22 protein-coding genes are annotated in these 24,819 nt (G+C 70.1%); 7 read left to right on the top strand and 15 right to left on the bottom strand.

Going from position 1 to position 24,819, the window contains the following annotated elements; genetic code table 11:
- The 8 genes from SSP24_RS04235 to SSP24_RS04270 all read right to left on the bottom strand — a co-directional run bounded on the left by SSP24_RS04235 (position 1) and on the right by SSP24_RS04270 (position 8,602).
- On the bottom strand, positions 1-537 hold the full coding sequence (locus SSP24_RS04235) for a GNAT family N-acetyltransferase (RefSeq protein WP_174864588.1): 537 nt from the start codon (positions 535-537) through the stop codon (positions 1-3).
- Positions 538-544: 7 nt separating this feature from the next.
- The gene (locus tag SSP24_RS45250; RefSeq protein ID WP_141307405.1) at positions 545-811 is read right to left on the bottom strand and encodes a hypothetical protein; all 267 of its coding nucleotides are present in this window, start codon (positions 809-811) and stop codon (positions 545-547) included.
- Positions 777-2,141: a GH1 family beta-glucosidase gene (locus tag SSP24_RS04245; RefSeq protein WP_141307406.1), complete on the bottom strand. Its 1,365-nt coding sequence runs from the start codon at positions 2,139-2,141 to the stop codon at positions 777-779. The genes SSP24_RS45250 and SSP24_RS04245 overlap by 35 nt, the downstream gene beginning before the upstream one ends.
- A gap of 23 nt (positions 2,142-2,164) precedes the next feature.
- Positions 2,165-3,004, bottom strand: a complete 840-nt coding sequence (locus SSP24_RS04250) for a carbohydrate ABC transporter permease (protein ID WP_141307450.1) — start codon at positions 3,002-3,004, stop codon at positions 2,165-2,167.
- A gap of 11 nt (positions 3,005-3,015) precedes the next feature.
- Positions 3,016-4,017, bottom strand: coding sequence for a carbohydrate ABC transporter permease (locus SSP24_RS04255; protein ID WP_141307407.1), 1,002 nt, complete (start codon positions 4,015-4,017; stop codon positions 3,016-3,018).
- Positions 4,018-4,022: 5 nt separating this feature from the next.
- Positions 4,023-5,342 (bottom strand): ABC transporter substrate-binding protein, encoded by a 1,320-nt coding sequence (locus SSP24_RS04260; RefSeq protein ID WP_141307408.1) that lies wholly within the window; start codon positions 5,340-5,342, stop codon positions 4,023-4,025.
- Positions 5,343-5,539: 197 nt separating this feature from the next.
- Positions 5,540-7,579: an elongation factor G gene (gene fusA / locus SSP24_RS04265; protein ID WP_141307409.1), complete on the bottom strand. Its 2,040-nt coding sequence runs from the start codon at positions 7,577-7,579 to the stop codon at positions 5,540-5,542.
- 321 nt (positions 7,580-7,900) lie between these two features.
- Positions 7,901-8,602 (bottom strand): nucleotidyltransferase domain-containing protein, encoded by a 702-nt coding sequence (locus SSP24_RS04270; RefSeq protein WP_141307410.1) that lies wholly within the window; start codon positions 8,600-8,602, stop codon positions 7,901-7,903.
- Positions 8,603-8,820: 218 nt separating this feature from the next.
- Here SSP24_RS04270 and SSP24_RS04275 point away from each other — a divergent pair, with 218 nt between their 5' ends.
- Together SSP24_RS04275 and SSP24_RS04280 are read left to right on the top strand one after the other, a co-directional pair.
- Positions 8,821-9,891: a glycerophosphodiester phosphodiesterase family protein gene (locus SSP24_RS04275; protein ID WP_141307411.1), complete on the top strand. Its 1,071-nt coding sequence runs from the start codon at positions 8,821-8,823 to the stop codon at positions 9,889-9,891.
- A gap of 77 nt (positions 9,892-9,968) precedes the next feature.
- A complete protein-coding gene (locus SSP24_RS04280; protein ID WP_308439576.1) occupies positions 9,969-11,111 on the top strand; it encodes an endonuclease/exonuclease/phosphatase family protein in 1,143 nt (380 codons plus the stop codon).
- On the opposite strand, the gene SSP24_RS04285 is transcribed toward SSP24_RS04280, so the two are convergent.
- Positions 11,018-11,695 carry a TetR/AcrR family transcriptional regulator gene (locus SSP24_RS04285; RefSeq protein ID WP_141307412.1) on the bottom strand — a complete coding sequence of 226 codons (678 nt, stop codon included), beginning with the start codon at positions 11,693-11,695 and terminating at the stop codon, positions 11,018-11,020. The genes SSP24_RS04280 and SSP24_RS04285 overlap by 94 nt on opposite strands.
- A gap of 239 nt (positions 11,696-11,934) precedes the next feature.
- Here SSP24_RS04285 and SSP24_RS04290 point away from each other — a divergent pair, with 239 nt between their 5' ends.
- Entirely contained in the window at positions 11,935-12,897 is a 963-nt protein-coding gene (locus SSP24_RS04290) for an alpha/beta hydrolase (RefSeq protein ID WP_167529506.1), read from the top strand.
- 258 nt (positions 12,898-13,155) lie between these two features.
- Here SSP24_RS04290 and SSP24_RS04295 read toward each other — a convergent pair whose 3' ends face one another.
- The gene (locus SSP24_RS04295; RefSeq protein WP_141307414.1) at positions 13,156-13,653 is read right to left on the bottom strand and encodes a MarR family winged helix-turn-helix transcriptional regulator; all 498 of its coding nucleotides are present in this window, start codon (positions 13,651-13,653) and stop codon (positions 13,156-13,158) included.
- 147 nt (positions 13,654-13,800) lie between these two features.
- On the opposite strand from SSP24_RS04295, the gene SSP24_RS04300 reads away from it, so the two are divergent.
- The 3 genes from SSP24_RS04300 to SSP24_RS04310 all read left to right on the top strand — a co-directional run bounded on the left by SSP24_RS04300 (position 13,801) and on the right by SSP24_RS04310 (position 18,337).
- Entirely contained in the window at positions 13,801-14,211 is a 411-nt protein-coding gene (locus SSP24_RS04300) for a RidA family protein (RefSeq protein ID WP_141307415.1), read from the top strand.
- 128 nt (positions 14,212-14,339) lie between these two features.
- Positions 14,340-15,176: an alpha/beta fold hydrolase gene (locus SSP24_RS04305; protein ID WP_141307416.1), complete on the top strand. Its 837-nt coding sequence runs from the start codon at positions 14,340-14,342 to the stop codon at positions 15,174-15,176.
- Positions 15,177-15,532: 356 nt separating this feature from the next.
- Positions 15,533-18,337 (top strand): helix-turn-helix transcriptional regulator, encoded by a 2,805-nt coding sequence (locus SSP24_RS04310; protein ID WP_229864773.1) that lies wholly within the window; start codon positions 15,533-15,535, stop codon positions 18,335-18,337.
- Between the two features lie 28 nt (positions 18,338-18,365).
- Here SSP24_RS04310 and SSP24_RS04315 read toward each other — a convergent pair whose 3' ends face one another.
- Positions 18,366-19,388: a hypothetical protein gene (locus SSP24_RS04315; protein ID WP_141307418.1), complete on the bottom strand. Its 1,023-nt coding sequence runs from the start codon at positions 19,386-19,388 to the stop codon at positions 18,366-18,368.
- 264 nt (positions 19,389-19,652) lie between these two features.
- Between SSP24_RS04315 and SSP24_RS04320 the strand changes: the two genes are divergently transcribed.
- On the top strand, positions 19,653-20,921 hold the full coding sequence (locus SSP24_RS04320; protein WP_141307419.1) for an NAD(P)/FAD-dependent oxidoreductase: 1,269 nt from the start codon (positions 19,653-19,655) through the stop codon (positions 20,919-20,921).
- Between the two features lie 51 nt (positions 20,922-20,972).
- Here the strand turns inward: SSP24_RS04320 and SSP24_RS04325 are convergent, their stop codons facing one another.
- The 4 genes from SSP24_RS04325 to SSP24_RS04340 are packed head-to-tail and all read right to left on the bottom strand — an operon-like array spanning position 20,973 to position 24,793.
- Positions 20,973-21,965 (bottom strand): substrate-binding domain-containing protein, encoded by a 993-nt coding sequence (locus SSP24_RS04325; protein WP_141307420.1) that lies wholly within the window; start codon positions 21,963-21,965, stop codon positions 20,973-20,975.
- Positions 21,966-21,972: 7 nt separating this feature from the next.
- The gene (locus tag SSP24_RS04330) at positions 21,973-22,995 is read right to left on the bottom strand and encodes an amidohydrolase family protein (RefSeq protein WP_141307421.1); all 1,023 of its coding nucleotides are present in this window, start codon (positions 22,993-22,995) and stop codon (positions 21,973-21,975) included.
- Positions 22,992-23,681: a 4-carboxy-4-hydroxy-2-oxoadipate aldolase/oxaloacetate decarboxylase gene (locus SSP24_RS04335; RefSeq protein WP_141307422.1), complete on the bottom strand. Its 690-nt coding sequence runs from the start codon at positions 23,679-23,681 to the stop codon at positions 22,992-22,994. Before SSP24_RS04335 ends, SSP24_RS04330 begins: the two co-directional genes overlap by 4 nt.
- Positions 23,678-24,793: a zinc-dependent alcohol dehydrogenase gene (locus SSP24_RS04340; RefSeq protein ID WP_141307423.1), complete on the bottom strand. Its 1,116-nt coding sequence runs from the start codon at positions 24,791-24,793 to the stop codon at positions 23,678-23,680. Before SSP24_RS04340 ends, SSP24_RS04335 begins: the two co-directional genes overlap by 4 nt.
- Between the last annotated feature and the right edge of the window lie 26 nt (positions 24,794-24,819).

Raw genomic sequence — 24,819 nt, forward strand, 5'->3', positions numbered from 1 at the left:
CTACTTCCCCATCGGTATCTCGAAGTGCACGATCCCCTGCCCGCCGCCGGCGTCCTCTCGCTCGTCGTGCACGAGCTTCCCGAGCGACCGCCAGAACCCCTCGGCGCCCGGCACGCTCGGGTCGGTGTGCAGATAGACGGACCGATATCCCCCATCGGCCTCGGCGAACGCCATCAACTCCTCGACCAGCCGCCGCGCCAGCCCACGCCGCCGGTGCTCGGGCCGGACGTAGACCCGCCGCAACTGAGCGGTCCGCCCGGAGGGAAACCGCTCGGCGACATGCCGCGGGTTCGGCGGGTACGCCGGCCCGCGCGAGTCGAGCGCGGCCGTGGCGACGACGTCTCCCTCCACCGGCTCGACGGCAACGAGGAGGGTGTGCCGCGCGGATCCGAGATAGGCGGCGACCGGGTCGATGATGTCCCCGTGCCACCGGGGCACGTATCCGGTCCCGAAGTCCCGATACACGGTGTCGAGCATCACGGCTCGCGCACCGTCGAGGTCTTCGGGGGTTGCGGTTCGGATGCAGTAGTCGCGCACTTGCACATCATATGCAGTAGGGCTCTGCCGTCTGCGCCAGGGTTGTCGAGCGCTGCGCACCTTCCCGGAGGGTACGGAGCAGAGTCCGCACGCGCTTGCTGTTCAGCGGGAGCGCGTACTTCAGCATGACCTCCACGTCGCCCAGGCCCGCGTCGTTGAGCGCGGCACTCAGGGCGGGGATGCTCCGCTCCCAGGAGCGCAGCTCCGAGGCGCCGGGACGGCAGCCGTGCAGCCCCGTCTCACGCAGCCCGTCGCGCCCCTCCCCGATGCCCACGGATGATCTCCGCATAGCGCCGCCCCGACCCCTTGATCGTCCGCGTCTGTGTGCGGTAGTCGACATGCACCAGGCCGAACCGCTTGGCGTACCCGTACGCCCACTCGAAGTTGTCGAGCAGTGACCAGGCGAAGTACCCGGCCAGCGGGGCGCCCTTGCGCGCGGCGGAGGCGCAGGCCGCGAGGTGTTCGATGAGGTATTCCTGCCGGTCGGGATCGTCGATCGTGCCGTCGGGGCGTACGACGTCCGGATAGGCGGAGCCGTTCTCCGTGACGTACAGCTTGCGCGCGCCGTACTCCGACGTCAGGCGCAGCAGCAGCGCCTCGATGCCGCTCGCGTCGATCTCCCAGTCCATGCCGGTGCGCGGGACGCCGGGGCGGCGGACGGTGCGCGCGTGCGGGACCGGGCCGGTGGGGTCGTCCGTGACGGTCGCCGGGAAGTAGTAGTTCAGGCCGAGCCAGTCGAGCGGCGCGGCGATCGTCGACAAGTCGCCTTCACGTTCGGGGAGTTCCACTCCGTACAGCTCCCGCATGTCCTCGGGGAACCCCCGCCCGTGCACCGGGTCCAGCCACCAGCGGTTGGTGTGGCCGTCCATGCGGCGGGCCGCCGCCACGTCCTCCGCCCGGTCCGTCGCGGCGTGAATCGTCGAGAGGTTGTTGACGATGCCGACCTGGGCGCCCGCACAGGCCGCGCGGACGGCCTGCGCGGCGAGACCGTGGCCCAGCAGCAGGTGGTACGAGGCCCGGACCGCTGCCGTCAGGTCGGTCAGGCCGGGTGCCATCTTGCCTTCCAGGTGACCGATCCACGCCGAGCACAGGGGCTCGTTGAGGGTGGCCCAGTGGCTGACGCGGTCACCCAGGCGCTCCGCGACGACCGAGGCGTACGCCGCGAAGTGCTCGGCGGTCGACCGCTCGGGCCAGCCGCCCCGGTCCTGGAGCGTCTGCGGCAGGTCCCAGTGGTAGAGGGTGACGGAGGGGGTGATGCCCGCGGCGAGCAGGCCGTCGATCAGCTCGTCGTAGAAGTCGAGGCCCTTGGGGTTCACGGGGCCGTCTCCGCCCGGTACGACCCTCGGCCACGCGATCGACAACCGGTAGGCGTTCGTGCCCAGTTGGCGCATCAGGCCGATGTCCTCGCGCCAGCGGTGGTAGTGGTCGCAGGCGACGTCACCGTGGTCGTCGCCGTCGATCTTCCCGGGGGTGTGGGAGAAGGTGTCCCAGATCGACGGCGAACGGCCGTCCTCCGCCACGGCTCCCTCGATCTGGTACGCCGATGTGGCCGTGCCCCACAGAAAGTCGTGCGGAAGTGCGGCGAGGTCGATGCGTTCGGACACGGAAGTCCCTTCGAAGGTGTCGGTCACTTGACGGCGCCCGCCGTCAGGCCCGTGACGAGATAGCGCTGCAGGAGCAGGAAGCCGGCGACCACGGGCACGCTGACGACCAGCGAGGCGGCCATGATCTGATTCCAGTACACGTCGTTGAGGGTGGAGTAGCCCTGGAGGCCGACGGCGAGCGTGCGGGTGGTGTCGTTGGTCATCACGGAGGCGAAGAGCACCTCGCCCCAGGCGGTCATGAAGGCGTAGACGGCGACGGCGACGATGCCGGGGATCGCGGCGGGTACGACGACGCGGAACAGCGCGCCGAGCGGTCCGCAGCCGTCGACGAGCGCCGCCTCGTCCAGATCCCGCGGCACCGATTCGAGGTAACCGATCAGCATCCAGATCGAGAACGGCAGCGAGAAGGTCAGATACGTGAGAATCAGGCCGCCGCGCGAGCCGAACAGGGCGATCCCGGTGGCGTTGCCGATGTTGACGTACAGCAGGAACAGCGGGAGGAGGAAGAGGATGCCCGGGAACATCTGCGTCGACAGCACGGTGACCGTGAAGACGCGTTTGCCGCGGAAGTCGTAGCGGCTGACGGCGTACGCGGAGAAGACCGCGATCACCACCGAGCAGACCGTCGCCGCGCCCGCGACGATGAGCGAGTTCACGAAGTACTTCGCGAGCGGGACCGTCGACCAGATGTCGATGTACGGGCGGATCGTCAACTCGCTCGGCAGCCAGCGGAACTCGCCCGTGACGTCCGCCAGCGGCTTCAGTGAGCTGGAGATCATCACGTACACCGGCACCAGGACGAAACCGGTGAGCAGGGTGAGGAAGATCCGCCGGGACCAGAGGAAGGAACGCGGCGGGGCCATCGGGGACCTGGTCATGCGGCACCCCTCCGTCGTCCACGCGTGGATCCGCTCGACGTGAGCAGCAAGTACACGCCCGTCACCACCAGCAGGAACAGCAGCAGCAGGACGGACATCGCCGACCCGGTGCCGAAGTTCCACGTCACGAAGGACGCCTGGTAGATGTGCACGGAGATGAGGTCGGCCGCCTCGGGTGCGGCCTTGCCGAACAGGACGTACGGCGTGTTGAAGTCGTTGAACGTCCACAGGAACAGGACCAGGACCAGCACCTGGTTCACCGGGCGCAGCGACGGCAGGGTGATCCGGCGGAGCTGCTGCCACATGCCCGCGCCGTCCAGGGCGGCGGCCTCGTACAGCTCCCTGGGAATGTTCTGCAGTCCGGCCATGACGATGAGGAAGGCGAACGGCCAGCCCTTCCACACCGACACGGTCAGCAAGGCGTAGAAACTGTTGTCGCCGATCAGCCAGAACGACGGCTTGTCGGTGAGGCCGAGCTGGTCGTGCAGGACGTGGTTCACCAGGCCGTTGTCGTGCTGGAACATGAACACCCAGGTGATGACGGCCGCGTACACGGGCAGGGCGTACGGGACGAGGAACAGCGCCCGGAGCACGCCGCGCCCCCGGAAGGTGTCCTGCATGAACACCGCCGCCGCCGTGCCGATCAGCCAGCACAGGCCGACCGACAGCACCGTGAACGCGCAGGTGACGAGGAAGGAGTGGAGCAGGGCCTCGCCGACGGGGGCGTTGAAGTCCACCGACATCGCGTAGTTGCGAAGGCCGGTCCAGGGGGCCGTGGTCCAGTCGCGGATGTAGAACTGTGTGAGCTCCTTGAAGCTCATCACGATGCCGATCACCATCGGCACCAAGTGGACCAGGAGTTCCAGGAGCAGGGCGGGCAGGAGGAGCAGGTACGGCAGGCCTGCGCGGCGGATCCGCCCGGGGCGGCGGGGGTGGCCGTCCGCCGCTCCGGGGGATGTCTTGCGCACGGCCTCCGCCGGTGCGGTGGTCGTCGTCATCGGGCTCACTTCGCCGGCATCTGCTGCTGGGCCTTCTCCAGCGCCGCCTTCACCGACTCCGTGGTGACCGGGCGTCCGGCGGCCGCGTCGGCGAACAGGTCCTTCACGGCCGTACCGACCGCCGTCTCGAACTGCGACTCGTCCGGGACCTGCGGCAGCGCTACGGCGCTCTGCGCGAGGGTGTCCTTGAGGACCGCGTTGGCCGGGGTGTCGAACGCGGGGTCGGACTGGGCGGCCTTGACCGGCGGTATGGAGCTGTAGGCCTTGTTGAGGATCTTCTGTTCCTCGTCGCTGGTCATGAACTTCACGAACTCGGTCGCGCCGTCGAGGTTGTCGGTGTTCTTGAAGACGGCGAGGTTGATACCGGCGACCATCGAGTTGACCTGCTTGCCGCTGCCCGGGGTGCCGGACTGGACGGGCACGGGCGCGATGCCGTAGTCGTCCTCGCTCCTGCCCTGGGATTTGAGGTTGGCGGACGCGGACTGCCACAGCAGCATCGCCGTACGGCCCTTGGCGAAGTCGCTGACGGACTGGTTCTGCGCGTACTCGGCGTTGCCCGGCGGGATGACCTCGTCCTTCGCCATCAGGTCGACGTACTGCTTGACCGCCGCGACCGCGCCCTCGGAGGTGAAGTCGGGCTTGCCGTCGGCGGTGAAGAAGTCGGCACCGTGCTGCTGGGCGAAGACGTAGACGTGGTGGATGTTCTCGGCGAGGTTGGCTCCCTCGGCGCCCAGCACCTGCTTGCCGTCCGCCTTGATCTTCTCCCCGGCGGCGACCAACTCGTCCCAGGTGGCGGGGGGTTCGGTGACACCCGCGTCGGCGAGGATCTTCTTGTTGTAGTAGAGGGCGTACGCCATCGAGTACAGCGGTACGGCGGCGGGGTCCTGGCCCTGGGCACCGGTCGAGCCCAGTGCCGAGTCGACGAAGCGGTCCCGGCTGCCGATCTTCTCGAAGTTCTTCTCGTCCCAGGGCAGCAGCGCGCCGGTCGCCTGGAGCGAGGCGCTCCAGGTGTTGCCGATGTTCAGCACGTCGGGGCCCTGGCCGGAGGTCGTCGCGGTCAGGATCCGGTTCAGCAGGTCCGACCAGGGGACGACCTCCAGCTCCACCTTGATGCCGGTCTGTTTCTCGAACTTGTCGAGCTCGGGCTGGAGGACCTTCTTGTCGACCTCGATGCTCGCGCCCTGGTTGGACGCCCAGTAAGTGAGCGTCTTCGGCGAATCGTTGGACCCGCCGCCGCCCGTCGCCGAACCGCCTCCGCAGGCCGTGGCCGCAAGGGCGAGTGACAGGGTGACGGCGCCTATGGCCGCGGCTCGGATGCTGCGCATGGCTCCAGGTGTCCCTTCAGGGAAGGCCTCGGGAAAGGAAGGACCGGCGAAGGGCCCGCCCAAGGCCAAGGCCCCTCATGGCTTAATTTAGGACGTGAGTTAAACCTCGCAGGCGAGGTACGTCAAGGGTTTGAACACCACAACAGGTCTACGGCCATGGCGGCCCCGCCCGCATGAGGAGGGGGCCGCCGACCGCGCTACCGGGCGGCCGTTGCCGTCACCGGCGCCGGTGCGTAGCCGGTCGGCCGGGCCGTGAAGGTGCCGCGACCCTGGGTGCGGCTGCGCAACCGGGTCGCGTAGCCGAACAGTTCGGCCAGCGGCACGGTGGCGGTGACGACCGCCGAGCCCGCCCGGGTGACCGAGCCGGAGATCCGGCCGCGCCGGGCGGCGAGGTCACCGAGGACACCACCCACGGCGTCCTCGGGCACGGTGACCGTGACCTCGACGACCGGCTCCAGCAGGGCCATCGCGCAGCCGCGCAGGGCACCTTGCAGACCGAACCGGGCCGCCGTCCGGAACGCCATCTCGGAGGAGTCCTTCACATGCGTCGCCCCGTCGGTCAGCGTCACCCGCACCCCGGTCACCGGATGCGCGCCGAGCGGCCCCTCGGTCAGGGCGTCCCGGCAGCCGGCCTCGACGGCACGGACGTACTCCTGGGGTACGCGCCCGCCGACGACCGTCGAGCGGAACTCGAACCCGGCCTCCAGCGGCTCGACGTCCAGGACGACATGGGCGAACTGGCCCGCCCCGCCGTCCTGTTTGACATGCCGGTGGACATGCCCGGACACACCGCGCACGACCGTCTCCCGGTACGTCACCCTCGGCCGGCCGACGCCCACGTCCAGCCCGTGGCCGCGCCGGATCTTCTCCACCGCCACCTCCAGGTGCAGTTCACCCATGCCCGACAGCACGGTCTGCCCGGTCTCGGGGTCGGTCCGCACGACCAGCGACGGATCCTCCTCGGCCAGCCGGGCCAGTGCCGTGGCCAGCCGGTCGGTGTCGGTGGACGTACGGGCCTCGACGGCCACGGTGACGACCGGTTCGGCCGCGCCGGGCGGTTCGAGGACGATCGGCGCGTCCGGCGCGCACAGGGTCGACCCGGCGCGCGCGGACTTCAGACCGACCACGGCCACGATGTCCCCCGCGACCGCCCGGTCCACCTGGGCGTGCCGGTCGGCCTGCACGCGCAGGATCCGCCCGATCCGCTCGGCGCGCCGCGCACCCGCGTCCCACACCGTGTCTCCCTTCTCGATCGTGCCCGAGTACAGCCGGACGTACGTCAGCCGTCCCGTCGGCGTGGCGCTCACCTTGAACGCCAGCGCCGCGAGCGGCGCCTCCGGGTCGGCGGCGCGCTCCTCTCCGCCGGTGCCGCGCACCGGCGGCACGTCCAGCGGCGACGGCAGATACGCCACGACCGCGTCGAGCAGCGGCTCTATGCCGCGGTTGCGGTACGCCGAGCCGCACAGGACGACGACGCCGTCGCCGGTGCGGGTCACGTCGCGCAGTGCCGCGGCCAGCGTCTGTTCGGACAGCGCCCCGGCCGTGCAGAACTCCTCCAGCGCGTCCGGGTGCAGCTCGGCGACCGCTTCCTCCAGGAGCCGTCGCCGCCGGTGCGCCTCGTCGCGCAGATCCGGCGGAACCGGCTGCGGTACGACCGTCTCCGCGTCGTCGGCCCAGATCAGCGCCCGCATCCGCACCAGGTCGACGACGCCGGTGAAGCCGTCCTCCGCACCGATCGGCAGCTGCACGACCAGCGGGGCCGGGTGCAGCCGGTCTCGGATGGAGGCGACGGCGGCGTCGAGGTCGGCGCCCGCGCGGTCCAGCTTGTTGACGAACGCGATTCTCGGTACGCCGTGCCGGTCGGCCTGCCGCCACACGGACTCGCTCTGCGGCTCGACGCCCGCGACGGCGTCGAACACCGCGACCGCCCCGTCGAGCACCCGCAGCGAACGCTCCACCTCGTCGGCGAAGTCGACGTGCCCGGGCGTGTCGATCAGGTTGATCCGGTGCCCGTCCCAGGCGCAGCTGACGGCCGCGGCGAAGATGGTGATGCCCCGGTCGCGTTCCTGTGGGTCGAAGTCGGTGACGGTCGTGCCGTCGTGGACCTCGCCGCGCCGGTGGGTGGTGCCGGTGGCGTAGAGGATCCGCTCGGTGAGGGTGGTCTTGCCCGCGTCGACGTGGGCGAGGATGCCGAGGTTGCGGACGGTGGTGAGGTGTCGGTTCAGTGCGGTGCGCACGGCCCTTGGCCTTTCGAGGTGATGCGGTGTGAGAGGGCGGCGCGATTTTCCGGACGAAACGGCAACAGGCAGGCGTGCGTGAAGTACTGACTCTTGCCTGCGCTCAGACGTTCGTCACCGTCCTCCGGTGCCGGCCGCGCAGCGGGCACCGGGCGGCCGGAGACACGAGGATCACCTCGTAGCGGGAGCGGGGAACGACGACAGCGGTGCGGTCACGCACGGCCCGGCTCCCCTCACTCGACTCGCTGTTCGACAACGAGCCGAGTGTAGGGAGGCGGGTTCATGCGGTGCACGGGATTTTCCGAGCACTCGCGCCTGGGGTTAGGCGGGCACGGCGTCCGGTGTGTAGAAGTGCTGCCGGACGCGGCGCAGCCATGCCTCGGCGGCCCTGTCGTCGGGCTGTTCGGGCAGCACGCCGCGCGTGTCGTCGAAGGTCGCCTCGAAGTGGCGCAGCAGCGGCAGGGCAGTCGACGGGTCGGCGGCGACCCGTTCACCGAAGGCGTGGTAGCTCTCGGGGTCGTCGACCCGGATCGTCAACCGGCCGGCGGTGTACAGCTCGTAGCCCTGGGTGCACAGCCGCTTGAGGTGGCGGGCGTGCTTGGCGGTGCGTTTGCGGGTGTCCGCGGAGAACGAGCCGTCGCCGCGGCTGACGAGCTTGCGGAACTGCTGTGTGGCGTATCCGAGGTAGGCGTCGCGGACCCGGCGGGCGCTGAGGAAGGACGACCGGATGCCGATCAGCTCGTCACCGAGGGGGGTCCTCACCTCGTACAACTCCTCGGGCAGCCAGACGAGTTCCATGACCGTCGGGTTGCCGCCGAGCGCGAGGCGGCACCACTTCGCCGCCTCGTGCAGGGTGCGGTCGGGTGCCGTGGTGACGTGGGACTCCTGCGGGCCATGGAGGCCGTGCAGGGCCTCGGTGGGGGCGGCGAACAGGCCGAGCCGGTCCACGTCGGAGCCCGCGTGGGCGAGTCCGTACGCGGTCGAGCCGACGACGCCGGACAGCAGGATGTTGGTCACGGTCACTGGAGCCCCCCGGTGTTCGAAACGCGCGCCCGGTGGTACGACGGGTGGCGGACCGTCATGATGCAGCGTCCGGCGGGCGGGCGGCTCGCTATTTTCCGGGCGGCGTCACCCTCGGGTTCCTCCAGCGTTCACAGCCGCATCACATCCAGGTCTTCGGGCGCGCCCCGGTGCCGAACTAGCGTCCTGGGATCGCCCCAACGCGAACGAGTGAGGTTTCGATGTCCGTACGACATGTCCTCGCGGGCCTGGTCCTGGTGCCGGTGCTCGCCGTCCCGACGGCCGCGCACGCGACGCCGACGGACGCCCCCGGCGCCTACCCCCACAAGGCGCGCTTCGACCTGCAGGCCCACCGCGGCGGCCTCGGCATGACGACCGAGAGCACTCTGGAAGGGTTCGGCAAGGCGCTGCGGCTGGGGGTCTCCACGCTGGAGCTGGACACCCAGGTCACCAAGGACCGCAAGGTCGTCGTCACGCACGACCGGCAGGTCAGCGCCCAGAAGTGCCGGGACACGGCGCCGGTCGTACCGGGCGACCCGATGTACCCGTACGTCGGCAAGTTCATCAAGGATCTGACGCTGGCGCAGATCAGAACGATGGACTGCGGTTACCAGCAGCTGCCGGGCTACCCGGAGCAGGAGCAGATCAAGGGCGCCCGGATGGTCGAGCTCCGGGACGTGCTGAACCTCGTCAAGCGCTACAAGGCCCGGCAGGTCACCCTCAACATCGAGACGAAGGTCGAGGCGGGCGCGCCCGAGCAGACCGCCCCGCGTGAGCTGTTCGTGCGCCGGGTGTTCGAGGAGATCCGCGCCTCGGGCCTGGAGCGTCAGGTCACCATCCAGTCCTTCGACTGGGGCGCGCTGAAGGCGATGCACAAGCTGGCGCCGAGGTGGCCGCTGGTGGCGCTGACCAACTACGACTTCCTCCAGGTCGGCAAGCCCGGCGCCTCCCCCTGGCTGGGCGGGATCGACGCCGACGACTACGACGGCGACTTCGTGAAGGCCGCCGCGACCATCCCCGGCGTCAAGGCCCTCTCCCCCAACTACGGCTTCCCGCAGAACGGCAAGATCGGCGACCCCGGCTTCCGCTTCTACCCCGACCGCACGATGATCAGCGAGGCGCACGCCCGGGGCCTGAAGGTCGTCCCGTGGACCTGCGACGACCCGGCCACGGTGGAGGCGCTGATGGACATGGGCGTCGACGGCATCATCACGAACTACCCGGACCGGGTGCGGAAGATCATGGCGGACCGCGGGATGCGGCTGCCGAAGGCGTACTCTCCTCGCCACTGACCCGTGAGACCCTCACCCTGCGGCGGCGTAGCGTCGCTCGGGTGGGTGGGCCGGTGGGCCGTACGGCAGTGTGGAGGGTGGCCATCAGAAAAGCCGATGTCGCGGTGGTCCGTTTCCTGAAACGGACGGCGTGGACCCGCGGACGCGTCACCGCGATCCTGGCTCTCCTGGTCGCTCTCCTCCTGCTGTTCCCTTCCCTCGTGCCCAGCGCCCTGGGAAACCCGGGTGGTCTGATCGAGAACTTCCTGCCGTGGCTCGGGGTGCCGATTCTGCCTCTGCTCGCTCTGGCGGTCCTGCGCCGCTCGGCGAGCGCGCTGTCGGCGGTCCTCGTGGCGGTGGTGGTCTGGGTCGCCGTTTTCGGCCCGTCCCTGCTGCCCCGCGATCCCGGGGCACACGACCTGACGGTGGTGCAGCACAACGTCAGCGACGTGAACAGGGATCCAGCGGCCACCGCGCGCACGCTCATCGACGCCGATCCCGACCTCATCGCCCTCGAAGAGCTGACGCGGCGCGCGCTCCCGGCCTACGAAAGGGCGTTGCGGGGTCCCTACCCGCATCACGTGGTCGTCGGGACGGTCGGTCTCTGGTCTCGGTATCCGCTGACGGAAACGGCGGCGGCGGACATCAGACCCGGGGCGATCACAGGCGAATGGAGCCGAGGGCTCCGGGCGGTGGTGCGGGTCGCGCCGCAGCGCGACATCGCCGTCTATGTGGCGCATCTGCCGTCGGTCAGAATCAGACCGGGCAGCGGATTCGACACTCGGTGGCGTGACGAGAGCGCGGCGCTGCTGGGCGAGAAGATCGCCGACGAGGACTCGACCACGGTGATCCTGGCGGGCGACCTCAACGGCACGACCCGGGACCGTGGTCTCACGCCCCTCACCTCACAACTGGACTCGGCGGCCGAGGACTTCGAGTTCAGCTGGCCCACAGCTTTCCCCGTCGCCAGGATCGACCAGGTGATGACGCGTGGCGCCGCCGTCGTCGACGTACGGACTCTCCCGGAGACCGGAAGCGATCACCTGCCTGTCGTGGCGCGGATCAGGCTGGGGGGCGAGCGCTCCCACGCGGCGGCGTGTCACCCTGGGGCGGGCGCCGTCCAACCGGGTCCCTGCCACCCGCTCGGTCACCCCTGCCCCACGACGGCGACAGCCGGCCAGATCGTCGCCACGACCTGCTCCGCGAAGTCGGCCGGGACCTCCCGGCCGATCCGCAGATAGTCGGCGAAGTAGCTGCCGAAACACAGGCTGACGATCATGTCGAGGTTGGCGTCCTCGCGTACGGCACCGCGCCGCTGAAGCGAGACGAGCGTCATCAGCAGCTCTTCACAGCGGGGCCGCACGCCGTGCTCGCGCAGCTGCTCCAGCAGACCTGGCGCCCGCTCCACCTCGGCCATGAAATTGCCGTGCAGGGCCATGGCCCGCTCGTTGTGATAGCGGGGATCGAGCCGCCGCACCGCTTCGACGAGAGCGTCACGTGGGGCCAACTGCTCCATGTCCAGCGGCGGATAGGCCTCGCGCTGCTTGCGCAGACCGTACTGGAGAGCATCGATGACCAGGTCGTACTTGTTGGCCCACCGGCGGTACAGGGTGGGCCGGGTGACGCCCGCGTCCGCGACGATGTCGCCGATCGTCATCGACGAGTAACCGTCAGTGGCCAACCGTCTGCGCGTGGCCTGGATGATCGCCTCCTCGATCGCCGGATCCCGCGGCCGGCCGACGGCGTTCGCCGCCGACTCCGCCGCAACGCGGCGGCCGCGCTCGCCCTTCGACTCGTTCGGGCGGGTCCTGTTCGCACTCGTCATCTCATGCCCTTCCCGACAGACATGCTAGTCAGCACCGGATTTCCCAAACGGCTCATGTCGTTCTGAAGGGCGGCCGTGAGCCGACGATCCGTTGGCGTCGACGTCGACCCGTCGCATTACAGCTATTACGTGTAATGTAATCTCCGAAGGCATGGCCTGCTGGGCGGCGATCGCAACGGACAGGAGCAGTGATGGCCGAGAGCGAGTCAGGTTTCGGACAGCCACTGAAGCAACCGGACGTGGAACTTTCCGCGGCGGACTACACCGAGGGGACCCAGTCCGCTCTGGCGGTGATGGCTGCCCGTGGACAGACGGGACGCCGTCCGGCCGACGTACGGCAGGCGCGGGCGGACACCGCTGTCGCGGCGCTGGCAGGGCCTCCACCGTCGGTCGCTTCCGTGACCGCCACCGCCATCCCCGGTCCCGCCGGGCCGCTCGCGCTCCGGGTGTACCGGCCCACCGATGACGGTGCCCCCGGCCCAGGACTGGTCTACTTCCACGGCGGTGGATTCGTCCTGGGCGGCCCGGAGAGCCACAACGGGGCCCTCCGCGCGCTGGCCAATACGACCCAGCACGTCGTCGTCGCGGTCGACTACCGGCTTGCGCCGGAGCATCCGTTCCCGGCGGCGGTGCTCGATGCCGACGCCGCGACCCGCCATGTCGCGGCGCGCGCCGAGGAGTTCTCCATCGACCCGGCACGCCTGTCGGTGGCCGGGGACAGCGCCGGGGCCACGCTGGCCGCCGTGGCCGCCCAGTTGTGCCGTACGCAGGGCGGGCCGAATCTCGTGCACCAGGTACTGATCACACCGCTCACCCTGTGGCCCCCGAAGGCCGACACTCTCAGCCGCCGTGAACTGGCCGACGGCTACTACCTGACCGGTGAACTGCTCGACTGGTACGCGGAGTGCTACGTTCCCGATGTCGCCGACCGCACCGATCCGCGCGCCGCGCCGGCCCTGGCCCCGGATCTCAGCGGGCTCCCCGCCGCCACGGTCATCACGGCCGGTCTCGATCCGTTGCGCAACGAAGGCGAGCAGTACGCCCGGGCCATGCGCGCGGCAGGGGTGGACGTACGGGTACGGCGCCTGAGGGGCGCCTTCCATCTGCTCTGGCTGGCCACGCAGATCGCTCCGGCCGCGCAGGCCGAGGTGTTCGCCCTGCTCCGCGAACGCCTCAGCAGTTCCTGGCTCAACGGTCGGTGAATAACCGAGGTCCGGTGGGAGGGATTTCCGGATGGCTCCGGAATGGCAGGTGAACGACTTCGAGTCCGCGTTCTTCGGTGATGGTCATCGCTCATATCGGCTCACCTTTCCATCTCGCCCGAAGGCGGGGACGGCTCCGTAATGCGTAAGAGCGAGTGGAAATTGATGCCACCGTCTCGTTCCAGTGGGTGCACTTGTCCACGCCCGGTCGAAGACTTCGCGACAGCGAACAGCACCCCGGGCCGGCCGCCGGGTGACTCAGTCGGTGCGGTTGACCGCCCGAAGCGTTCTCATGACTTCGGCGAGCATCAGCGCCCGCTCATGGCCGAGCGGGTCCAGCAGGCGGGTCCGCAGACTCTGGGCGCAGACCTTGCGGGCCTCCTTGGCCGTGACCAACCCCCGGTCCGTGAGCGCCGCGTACGTGACCCTTCGGTCGGTGTCACACGGCTCACGGCGGATCAATCCCGCCGCGACCAGCCGGTCGGCGACCTTGGTGAAGCCCCCGCTGCTGAGAGCCGCTTCCTTCGCGAGTCGCGTCATGGGCAGCCGGCACTCGGGAGAGCGCAGCAGGCGGATCAGGATGTCGAACGAGTTCGGCGCCAGGCCCGTGCGGTCCGCGATCTCGTCCATGAGGCCGTTGTGCGTGGCGTGGTAGCCCTCGATGACCAGTCCCCACCACGTGACGATCTCGTCGTCCTCGTCCTGTTCGTGCGACAGGGGCGCGGGCGCGCCCTGCGCGTCGTTCTGGCTGCTCACACGCCCCCTCCTCCACCGGTCAGCCCAGTTTAGGGGTTGCCTCACCGACGATCCTCTTGCACAGAAGATATACAGGTCCTAACTTCTCTCAGAGAAGAGAACTGTCCTTCCGGCAGCTCCGCTGCGGCATTGCACAAGGGACGCATCATGACTGTTCAGGCGAAGGCATTCGGCTTCGGAATGCCCTGGGAGTCTCTCTACGGATTCAGCCAGGCCATGCGGGTCGGCGACACGGTGTACATCTCCGGGCAGCTGTCACACGACCAGGACGGCAACTTCGTGGGCGCCGACGACTTCGAGCTCCAGGTCAGGACCACGCTGGCCAACCTCGACCTGGTCCTGAGGCACTTCGGGGCCGAGCGCAGCCAGATCGTCGAGACCACGGTGCTGGTCAGGAACCTTCGGGACAACTTCGACGCGACCGCGCGCCTCCACGCGGAGTACTTCGGGCAGCACCGTCCCACCAGCACGCTCATGGGTGTCTCCGACCTCGCGCTGCCGGACCAACTGGTCGAAATCGGCGCGGTCGTTCGCCTCGACGTGGAGGCACTTACTTAGGAAACCTCCCTAGGTCATTGCACAGATGCGCGGTCGTACCCGCCGCATGAAGCTGAATACGTCACTCGGCGCTGTGGTCGACCGCCGGCCCCGCCGACCGCCGGTGCCTCACTGAGAAGAGGAAGCACATGCCGTACATCACCGTGGGACGAGAGAACTCCACCAACATCGACCTCTACTACGAGGACCATGGTTCGGGACAGCCCGTCGTCCTCATCCACGGCTACCCGCTCGACGGACACTCCTGGGAGAAGCAGACCGCCGCACTGCTGGACGCCGGTTACCGCGTGATCACCTATGACCGGCGCGGGTTCGGGCAGTCGAGTCAGCCCACGAGCGGGTACGACTACGACACCTTCGCCGCCGACCTGAAGACGGTCCTGGAGACCCTCGACCTCTCCGACGCCGTGCTCGTCGGGTTCTCGATGGGCACCGGCGAAGTTGCCCGCTACGTCAGCACATACGGGTCGGGGCGCATCGCCAAGGTGGCGTTCCTCGCCTCGCTGGAGCCGTATCTGCTGAAGACGGACGACAACCCGACCGGCGCGGCACCCCGCGAGTTCTTCGACGGCATCGTCGAGACCGTCAAGGCCGACCGGTACGCCTACTACACGGCGTTCTACAAGGACTTCTACAACCTCGACGAGAACCTGGGCAGCCGCATCAGCGAGGAGGCCCTCCGCAACAGCTGGAACGTGGCAGCCGGGGGCGGCTTCCACGCCGCCGCGGCCGCGCCCCTGACGTGGTTCACGGACTTCCGACAGGACATCCCGGCAATCGACGTACCGGCGCTGATCCTGCACGGTACGGCCGACAACATCCTGCCCATCGACGCGACCGGCCGCCCGTTCCATCAGGCCCTGCCGAGCGCGGAGTACGTCGAGATCGAGGGGGCCCCGCACGGTCTGCTGTGGACCCACGCCGAGGCGGTGAACCGGGCGCTGCTCACCTTCCTCGCGAAGTGAACGCGAGGGGACTGAGCCGTCCGTCGGGTTCCTGAATGCCGGTTCGCCGCCGATCGCGTGTATCGGCGGCGAACCGGTTTTCCTTCGCTCTTGCAATTCCAGCACAGACCCCATATCTGTCCCATGGAATACCGGGCCTCACTGCTGAGCGCGCCCAGTGGACGGCTGTCTCAATATGGGACATGAACTGCGCGGTAATCGTTCCGGCCTGTACGGTGGGTGCGCCGGACAACCCATATGGAAATTGCGCGCTTTCTCGGGGGCCGTGGACGGCGCGCGCCTCGGAAACCTCTATGTCGACTCGTTGTGTGTCTCCCGAACCGGGTGAGGCTGTGGGCGGGATTGGAGCGACGTCCGTGAACTTCGCCGACCCGCTGAGAACTGGTGCCGCCGGCCTCCTGGTGGGCCGCGACCAGGATCTCGAGCGCATCTGCGAGTTCCTGGCAAGCCCCGACACCGGGGGCGCACTGGTGCTGTCGGGCGAGCCGGGCGTGGGCAAGACGGCGTTCCTGGACGCGGTGGCGAAGGCCGCCACGGAGGCCGGAACCCGCGTACTGCGCGCCGCCGGCGTCCAGTTCGAGGCAGACGTCAGCTACTCGGGGCTGAACCAGGCCCTGCTCCCCCTCCGGCACGCCTTCGACAACCTCGGCACGGCTCACCGGGACGCCATCCGTGTCGCCCTGGGCTTCGGTGCCGGCGCACCCCCGCAACGGCTGGTCCTGTCCAACGCCGCGCTGGCTCTGCTGCAAGCGGCAGCCGCGGACAGCCCGGTGCTGGTCATCGTCGACGACCTCCCCTGGGTCGACCGGGCCAGCGCCGCCGTCTTCGGCTTCATCGCCCGGCGTCTCTCCGGCAGCCGGGTCGGCTTTCTCGCGGCCTCCCGCACGGGCACGGACAGCTTCTTCGAGAGCGGCGGCCTGCCGACGTACGAACTGCCGCCGTTGGACGAGGAGTCGGCCACCCTCCTGGTCGACCTGCGATTTCCCGGTCTCGCCCGCCAGGTCCGCCGACGCCTGCTGGATGCCGCGCAGGGCAACCCGCTGGCCCTGCTGGAGCTTCCCAGCTCGCTGAGGGCCGGCCAGCGCAAGGCGCTCGAAAGCCTCCCCGTCGTCCTGCCGCTCAGCCAACGCCTGCAGTCCCTGTTCTTCTCCCGTGTGCAGCGGCTGCCGGTCGCCACGCAACGCCTGCTGCTCCTGGCCACCCTGGACGGCACCGGCGACCTCGGCACCCTGTATGCGGCGGCGCGGGAGATGAACGGCGAGGCCGACCTGGAGGATCTCGCTCCCGCCGAGCGCGACCAGCTCGTGCACCTGGACGAGGGGGTACGACGGCTGGTCTTCCGGCACCCCTTGATCAGTTCGGTCGTCGTCGAGGCTTCGACCGGAAGCCAGCGCCGTGCCGCCCACCGTGCCCTGGCTCAGGTACTGACCAACGAACCGCAACGCCGGGCCTGGCATCTCGGGGAAGCGACACTCGAACCCGACGAGCAGGTGGCCCTGCAACTGGAGCAGGCCGCGCGTCGCATCCTGAAGCGTGGAGACGCCGAGGCGGCGATCGCCGCGCTCACCCGGGCCGCGGACCTCAGCCCGCTGGGCGCGGACCGAGCCCGCAGGCTGGGGGAAGCCGCCTACATCGGCGCCGAAGCGACCGGAGCGCTGCGCAGCGCGTCGGAACTGCTGGAGGACGCGCGGCGAGCGGACCCGAAGCACGCCAGGTCACTGCACTCCGCCGCGACCGCGGTCCAGCTCCTGCTGAACGGCGACGGTGACGTGGCCACGGCCCACCGGCTGCTGGTCGGTGCCATCGAAGACGAAACTCACCACTACGACGTCGGAAACGTCGCCCTCGTCGACGCGATGCACCTGCTGCTTCTGCTGTGCTTCTACGGCGGCGAAGAAGAGCTGTGGCCACCCTTCCACGCCGCGCTCTCCCGGCTCCGCCCGGAAGCTCCGCCCGTGTTGACCGTCGCCAGCCAGACCGTCGCGGATCCCGCTCGCACCGGCACGGCGGCGCTGGAACAACTCGATCTGATCCTCAACACCGTCGTGGAGGAGAGCGATCCCGCCCGGATCGTGCGGATCGGCACCGCGTCGATCTACCCGGACCGGCTGTCGGTCGTGCGCGAGCCTTCCTGGCGTATCGTCCGGCAGGGGCGGGACGGCGGCCCGGCGCGCAGGCACCTCTGCGGCCTGGTGCATCTGTGCCTCGACGGCTACCACTCGGGCAGATGGGACGAGGTCGCGGAACTGGCCGACGAAGGCCTGCAGCTGTGCGAGACGTCCGGATACAGCTTCCTCGCCTGGTACTTCCACTACAACAAGGGAATGGTGACCGCGTCGCGTGGGGACACCCACACGGCCCGCGCGCTGGCCGACCGGATGACGAAGTGGGCGACCCCGCGCGGTGTGCGGTCGGCCATCCACTTCGCCCAGCATGTGCGTGCCGTCGCGAGCATCGCGGACGGTGACTTCGAAGCGGCGTTCCACCATGCGACGGCGATCAGTCCCGCGGGCAGCCTGGCGGCGTACGCGCCGCACGCGCTGTGGGTGGTGTTCGACCTGGTGGAGTCCGCCGTGCGCACCAAGCGCCGGGCGGAGGCGATCGACCATGTGCGTGCCCTGCACGAGGCGCGCGTCGGGGCCTTCTCGCCACGGCTCGCGTTGCTGGCCGGTGGTTGTGCCGCCCTGTCCGTCGAGGACGACGACGCGGCGGCGCGGCTCTTCGAGAAGGCGCTGGGGACGCCGGGCGCGGACCGGTGGCCCTTCGACATGGCGCGCGTGCAGCTGGCGCAGGGTGAGCGGCTGCGCCGGGCGCGTGCGACGACGGAGAGCAGGAGCCCGCTCGTCGCCGCGCTGAAGACTTTCGAGCAGTTGGGCTCCCGGGCGTGGGGGGAGCGGGCGGCCAAGGAGTTGCGTGCCGTCGGTTGGCAGGTGCCGAAGAGCGAGGAACGCGGAGGGCGAGAACTCACGCCGCAGGAACGTGAGATCGCACAGCTCGCCGCGTCCGGCCTGACGAACAAGCAGATAGCGGAGCGGCACTTCATATCCCACCGCACGGTCGGCGCCCACCTGTACCAGATCTACCGCAAGCTCGGCATCGGCTCCCGAGCGGCGCTCAGGGATGCCCTCACGGCGCGAGAGGCCGGCGAGTCGGCCCCCTGAACGCCCTGGGCCTGGTACGGGCGGCCTGCTACGCGTCGGTCGACGCCAGGGTGCCGCGCGTGCCGGCGGCGGAGTCCTCGTCGGGCGTCGGGTCCTCGGGGCGCGGGTCCGGCGTGGGGGCGAGCCGCCGCTCCTGACGGTCCCGGAGCCCGTCCGTCACGATGAGGGCGACCACGGCCGCCGAACCGACCAGCTCCAGCAGGTTCTGGGTGACGTCCACCGCCGTCTGCGGCACGGTCTGCGCGACGAGGTACCCCCACAGCTCGCTGAAGGCGGGCGGCATCATGAGCAGGGCCAGGCCGAGCGAGACGCCCGTCGCGACCGGCCGACGCCGGCCGGCGAGCAGCATGCCCATCCCGCACAGCACGGTCAGGCAGGTCCACTGCCAGGGCGACGACACGCCGAGCACCGAGCGTCCGGTGCCCCTGCCTACGAGCAGGTCCGTCAGCGCGCCGGGGCCGACCTGGACGGCGGTCACCGCGTTTCGGGTGATGTAGAAGACGTTCAGTACGGCGACCAGCGCGCTCGAGGCCGCGGCCGTGACCTTCGCCGGCCGGCCGGCGCCGCCGTCCGCCAGGTCGGCCGCGGCGCGGGCCTCGGCCTCCAGGCGGCGCCCGCGCAGCAGCAGAACGCCAAGGACGAGAGCGACCGCGACGGCGAGGAGGCAGGTGACGCCGACCGCGGTGAGCGACGGCCCGCGCAGCGCGCCGAACCACGGGTCGGACGGGGAGTCGAGGACCATGTACCAGACCACCGGCAGCCGGAACGCGACGGTCGAGACGCACGAGACCACGAGCAGACCTCCGACGCCGCGCAGCCGCGCCAGCGCCGCCCAGCCGGCCGCCAACTGCAGCGCCGCCAGCCCCAGATCGAGCGAGGTCGTCGCCGCCAGCCCCGAGCCGGAGCCGGAGCTCCACAGCTCCCATGCGCCGAGCGGGCCGCGGTCGGCGATGTCGTACACGAGCCAGAACGCCGTCTGGGCGAAGAGCAGCAGGCTCAGGACGCCCACGGCTGTCCGCATCTGCTTGATCGTCGTTCTCGGACGGTTCATGGTGCTGTCTCCTGGATCGTGGCGTCGTAGAGATAGTTGACGGCACAACAAGCTGCCGACCGCAGCAGAGCATAGGGTGTGCCGCCCAGGAGTGCACACCGGCTCGAGCAAGCCGCCGAAGGCACGCAACTCGCCCCATCACAGCGAGAATTGACGTGACGTCAGGTCAGAGCGAGCCCGCCGTCAAGCGGACTCGACCAGGGGAGGACCTAGTGCTGGTATAATGGTATGACATTTTTCGGGGTAGTCGAGAGGAGCCACGCAATGGCGGGCGGAACGCTCATCGTCGGCGCCAGTCAGGCGGGTCTTCAACTAGCCGTCTCTCTGCGGCAGTGGGGAGACACCGAACCGATCACCCTGGTGGGCGAGGAGGTCCATCCGCCCTATCAGCGGCCGCCGCTGTCCAAGGCGTTCCTCGCCGGTGACACGGACGCCGAGTCCCTGGCCTTCCGTACCCCGTCCTACTACGCCGACACCGGGATCCAGCTCGTGAACGGTGAGCGGATCACCGAAGTGACGCTGTCCCCCTCGGGCCGACCCGGCTCCGGTGCCGCGACGACCGCGACTGGACGCGCACTGCCCTTCGACCGGCTGGCCCTCACCGTCGGGGCGGCACCCCGGCGACTCGCCGTTCCCGGCTCGGACCTGGACGGCATCTGCTACCTGCGGGACCGCGACGACGCCGCCGTCCTCCGCGCCCGACTCGCCGCGGCCTCGCGGATCGTCGTCGTCGGCGGCGGCTTCATCGGGCTGGAGGCCGCGGCGGTGGCCCGCGCGGCCGGCAAGGACGTCACCGTGGTCGAGGCGGCCGACCGGTTGATCTCCCGGGTCGTGGCGCCCGTCGTGTCGGAGTTCTACCGGCGCGCCCATGCGCGCCGCGGCGTCCGAGTGCTGCTGTCGGCCGCCGTCGCCGGGTTCGACGGCACCTCCGGTCGCGTCCGTGCGGTGCGGCTCACCGACGCGAGCGTACTGCCGGCCGATCTCGTGCTCGTCGCCGTCGGCGTACTCCCCCGTACCGAACTGGCCGAGCAGCTGGGGCTCGAGTGCGAGCAGGGCATCGTGGTCGACGGATACGCCCGCACGAGCAACCCCCGCGTCTGGGCGGCGGGCGACTGCACCGTGCAACCGCACCCCGTCACGGGCGAGGGCAGGGTGCGGCTGGAGTCCGTGCAGAACGCCGTCGCCCAGGCCTCCGTGGCCGCCGCCGCCCTGCTCGGCAGACCCGCGCCGACGCGGACGGTGCCCTGGTTCTGGTCGTACCAGGGGGATCTGAAGCTCCAGATCGCCGGGTTGTCGACCGGCTACGACGAGTACGTCGTGCGGGGCGAGCCGGACAGCGAGCGGTTCTCCGTCCTCTACTACCGGCAGGGCGAGCTCCTGGCGATCGACGCGGTCAACAACCCCGGCGACTACATGGCGGTGCGCAAGGCCCTCACGCAGGGCGCCACCGTCCGGCCCGGCCTCGCGGGCGACCTCGGCACGCCCCTGAAGTCCCTGCTGGCCGCGCGCCAGGACGCGGTGGGCTCTGCCTGACCGACCACATGGCCCCGGCCCGCATGCCTGGGCCATGTGGTCGACGGGGCGTCAGATGACGGCCGACTCCAGCGACTCGGGGGCGAACAGTTCCTCGGGCTGCCACAACCGTGCGGACAGCCCCTGCTCGTGGTGGTAGCGCAGGAACGTCGCCAGCGTGCCGCGGTTGGCGTCGAGGCCGTAGGACCAGTAGTCCGTGCCCAACAGGGCGCGGGCCTCCTCCAGTTGCGGGGTCAGCCAGGGCAGCATGAAGCGCAGTGCCGAGGTGTCGTACAGGTTCCGGTGGGCCGCGTCCTTGGCCGCCAGCAGTGCCTTGTACAGGGACTGCGCGACCCAGCGGTGGCGGTCGTGGACGTCCCGCCGAATCACCACCACGTGCATGATCGGGAAGATGCCGGTCGCCGCGTAGTACTCCTTCTCGGCGGCGACCACGTCCGGGAACACCCGGCGCACCCGCGGGTCCCCGGCGACGAACGGGCTCGGCACCCGTGGTGTGCACAGCGCGTCGATCTCACCCTCGGCGAGCATGCGGGCGAGTGTGCGGTCCTCGGGGATACGGCTGATGCGCAGCGAGTCCGGCAGGTCGACGCCCGCCTTCTCGATGCGCCCGGGCGTCTCCTGCCCGCCGGTGAAGTAGCTGACCGAGTCGACCGGCACCCCGTGCCGGTCGGCCAGGATGCCCCGCATCCACACACAGGCGGTCAGCTGGTACTCCGGGGTGCCGATCCGCTTGCCCCGCAGGTCCTCCGGGGACGAGATGCCCGCGTCGGCGTGGCAGTACAGCGAGCCGTGCCGGAACATGCGGGAGGTGAAGACCGGCAGGGCCACGAACGGCCGGGGCTCGGTGCGCAGCGACACGACGTACGAGGACAGCGACATCTCCGCCACCTCGAACTCCTGGTGCCGCATCATCCGGAAGAAGGTCTCCTCGACGGGCAGCCGCAGATACGTCAGGTCGATGCCGTCGGGGCGGACGGTGCCCTCCTCCAGGGCGCGCGTGCGGTCGTAGTCGCCGCAGGCGAAAGTGAGGTGCAGTCGGGCCATGGCCGTCCTATCTGCCTTGTGCGGTCAGTCGTGCGTCCAGACGCGGATAGACGCGCCGGGCGTTGGCCTCGAAGACCTTGTGCCGCTGCTCGTCGGTGAGCCCGGCCCGGTCGACGTACTGTTTGGTGTCGTCCCAGGCGATGCCGGTCTCCGGGTCGCCGCCGCGCACGGCGCCCAGCATCTCCGAGGCGAACAGGATGTTGTCGGCGCCGACGACCCGGTGGAGCAGGTCGATGCCGGGCTGGTGGTAGACGCAGGTGTCGAAGAAGACGTTGTTCATGAGGTACTCGGCCGGGTCGGGCCGGCCCAGTCGTACGGCGAGCCCGCGGTAGCGGCCCCAGTGGTACGGCACGGCCCCGCCGCCGTGCGGGATCACGAACCGCAGCGTCGGGAAGCGGGCGAACAGGTCGCCCTCGACGAACTGCATGAACGCCGAGGTGTCGGCGTTGAGATAGTGGGCGCCGAGGGCGTGGAAGTTGGGGTTGCAGGACGCCGAGACGTGGATCATCGCGGGGACGTCCAGTTCGGCCATCGCCTCGTACAGGGGGAACCAGTACGGGTGGGTGAGCGGCGGCGAGGTCCAGTGGCCGCCGGACGGGTCGGGGTTGAGGTTGCAGCCGACGAAGCCGAGTCCCTCGACGCAGCGGCGCAGTTCGGCGACGGCGGCGTCGAGCGTGCCGCCCGGGGTCTGCGGCAGCTGGCAGACGGCCGCGAAGTGCCGGGGGTACAGCTCGACGACCCGGTGGACGAGATCGTTGCTCGCCCGGGCCCACTCCCGGGCGGTGGCGGGGTCGGGGACGTGGTGTTCCATGCCGGACGCCTTCGGTGAGAAGAGCATCAGGTCGCCGCCGCGCTCCCGCAGCAGCTTGAGCTGGTTGGCCTCGACGCTCTCACGGATTGCCTCGTCACTGATGTCCGCGGGTCCCGGGGCGGGCCGGGACGGATCGGCCAGGCGGGCCAACTGCGCGTCACGGAAGGCCTGGTGCTGTGGCGGCGTCGTGGTGTAGTGGCCGTGCACGTCAATGATCATTCGGTCGGCTCCTGGTCGACGTAGGTCAGGCCCTTGCGGGCGAGCCGCTCGCGCATCGCCGCCACGTCGAGGCTGAGCTCACCGCTCTCGTAACGCTTGCGGTTGGCGGCCTCCTTCTCCTCCCGCGCCCGGGAGGCGGCCAGCACGGTGGCCGCGTCGCGCCGGGGCACGACCACCACACCGTCGTCGTCGGCGACGATCACATCACCCGGCACCACGTACTGTCCGGCGCAGACGATCGGGGTGTTGACGTCACCGAGGGTCTCCTTCACCGTCCCGAACGCGCTGATGTGCCGCGCCCAGACCGGGAAGCCCATCCGCCGCAGATCGGCGACGTCACGGCAGCCGGCGTCGATGACCACTCCGCGCACCCCGCGTGCGGCGACCGCGGTGGCGAGCAGGTCGCCGAAGTAGCCGGCCTCGGACGGGGAGGTGGGCGCCACGACGAGGACGTCTCCCTCGCGGCACTGCTCCACCGCGACATGGATCATCCAGTTGTCGCCGGGCGGCACGCTGACGGTGACGGCGGTGCCGGCGATGTGCGCGCCCGGCCACACGGGTCGCAGCGCGGGATCGAGGAGCCCGGTGCGGCCCTGTGCCTCGTGGACGGTGGCGACGCCGAATCCGGCGAGGGCGTCGACGGTCGCCCGGTCGGCGCGCGGCGGGTTGCGGACGACGACGCTCATGCGGCCGCCCAGGGCAGCAGGGACACGTGCACGGCGTCCTCGCCGGTCTCGCCGCCGACGGTGCGGATGGCGCGGTCGGCCTCGGCGAGCGGGAAGCTGTGGGTGCTGAGCTTCTCCAGCGGGAAGCGGCCCGACGCCAGCTGGTCGAGGGCGAGTTCGCAGGAGCGGTAGCTGTGGCCGCGGGCGCTTCTGAGGGCGATCGACTTCTCCGTGAGCTTCTTCATCGGGAAGTCGGGGAAGGCGGCCAGTTCGCCCTGGACCACGATGGTGCCCTCGCGTCGCTTGAGCGCGTCGATGCCGAGCAGCACGGGGGCCGTACCGGCGCCGGCGGTGCAGTCCAGGACGACGTCGACGCCCCGCCCGCCGGTGAGGTCCATGACGCGGGCCAGTGCGTCCTGCTGCGTCACGTCGATGACGTGGTCGGCGCCCAGCTCGCGGGCCAGGGCGAGGCGTGCGGCGTCGCGCGTGGTGCCGGTGACGATGATGAGCGAGGCGCCCGCCTGCTTGCAGGCGACGACCTGGGACAGGCCCTGCTGTCCGGGGCCCTGGATCAGGACGGTGGAGGCGTAGCCGACGCCCGCCGTGACCAGCGCCCACTCGATGCCGTTCGACAACGGCGTGACGAGCCCGGCGAGTTCGGCCGAGACGCCGTCGGGCACCCGGTGCGTCACCGAGTTCCACGGCAGGTAGAGGTACTGCGCGAAGCCGCCCCACAAGTGGTAGGGGTGGTCGGCGGAGGTGTAGCCGTAGCGGCGGGCGTCCGGGTTCGTACGCCAGTCGGTGGCCTCGCAGTGCCGGTACTCGCCCTGGTGGCACCACTCGCAGCGGTAGCAGCCGACGTAGTGCTCGACGAAGACGCGGTCTCCCTCGGCGAGGCCCTTGCGCTCGGTGAATGTGCGGCCCGCCTTCGCGATGACGCCCACGTTCTCGTGGCCCATGATCACCGGATCGGGGAACGGCGGCTTGCCGTACATCTTCACGTCGGTGCCGCAGATCCCGGCGACCTCCACCTTCAGCAGGGCTCCGTCGTCGGGTATGTCCGGCACCGGGAACTCCCGAAGTTCGGTCCGGCCGGGCGCCGTTCTGACCGCAGCCAGCACCTGTTCCGCCATGACGTGTCTCCTCACGTTCGGGCTGT

Source organism: Streptomyces spinoverrucosus (assembly GCF_006539505.1).
Taxonomy (GTDB): domain Bacteria; phylum Actinomycetota; class Actinomycetes; order Streptomycetales; family Streptomycetaceae; genus Streptomyces; species Streptomyces spinoverrucosus.

Bases quoted from the DNA above. Each gene is read 5' to 3' on its own strand.
- SSP24_RS04250 (WP_141307450.1), bottom strand. From the start codon at position 3,004: ATGGCCCCGCCGCGTTCCTTCCTCTGGTCCCGGCGGATCTTCCTCACC.
- SSP24_RS04255 (WP_141307407.1), bottom strand. From the start codon at position 4,017: ATGACGACGACCACCGCACCGGCGGAGGCCGTGCGCAAGACATCCCCC.
- SSP24_RS04260 (WP_141307408.1), bottom strand. From the start codon at position 5,342: ATGCGCAGCATCCGAGCCGCGGCCATAGGCGCCGTCACCCTGTCACTC.
- SSP24_RS04275 (WP_141307411.1), top strand. From the start codon at position 8,821: ATGTCCGTACGACATGTCCTCGCGGGCCTGGTCCTGGTGCCGGTGCTC.
- SSP24_RS04285 (WP_141307412.1), bottom strand. From the start codon at position 11,695: ATGACGAGTGCGAACAGGACCCGCCCGAACGAGTCGAAGGGCGAGCGC.
- SSP24_RS04300 (WP_141307415.1), top strand. From the start codon at position 13,801: ATGACTGTTCAGGCGAAGGCATTCGGCTTCGGAATGCCCTGGGAGTCT.
- SSP24_RS04305 (WP_141307416.1), top strand. From the start codon at position 14,340: ATGCCGTACATCACCGTGGGACGAGAGAACTCCACCAACATCGACCTC.
- SSP24_RS04315 (WP_141307418.1), bottom strand. From the start codon at position 19,388: ATGAACCGTCCGAGAACGACGATCAAGCAGATGCGGACAGCCGTGGGC.
- SSP24_RS04320 (WP_141307419.1), top strand. From the start codon at position 19,653: ATGGCGGGCGGAACGCTCATCGTCGGCGCCAGTCAGGCGGGTCTTCAA.
- SSP24_RS04325 (WP_141307420.1), bottom strand. From the start codon at position 21,965: ATGGCCCGACTGCACCTCACTTTCGCCTGCGGCGACTACGACCGCACG.
- SSP24_RS04330 (WP_141307421.1), bottom strand. From the start codon at position 22,995: ATGATCATTGACGTGCACGGCCACTACACCACGACGCCGCCACAGCAC.
- SSP24_RS04335 (WP_141307422.1), bottom strand. From the start codon at position 23,681: ATGAGCGTCGTCGTCCGCAACCCGCCGCGCGCCGACCGGGCGACCGTC.
- SSP24_RS04340 (WP_141307423.1), bottom strand. From the start codon at position 24,793: ATGGCGGAACAGGTGCTGGCTGCGGTCAGAACGGCGCCCGGCCGGACC.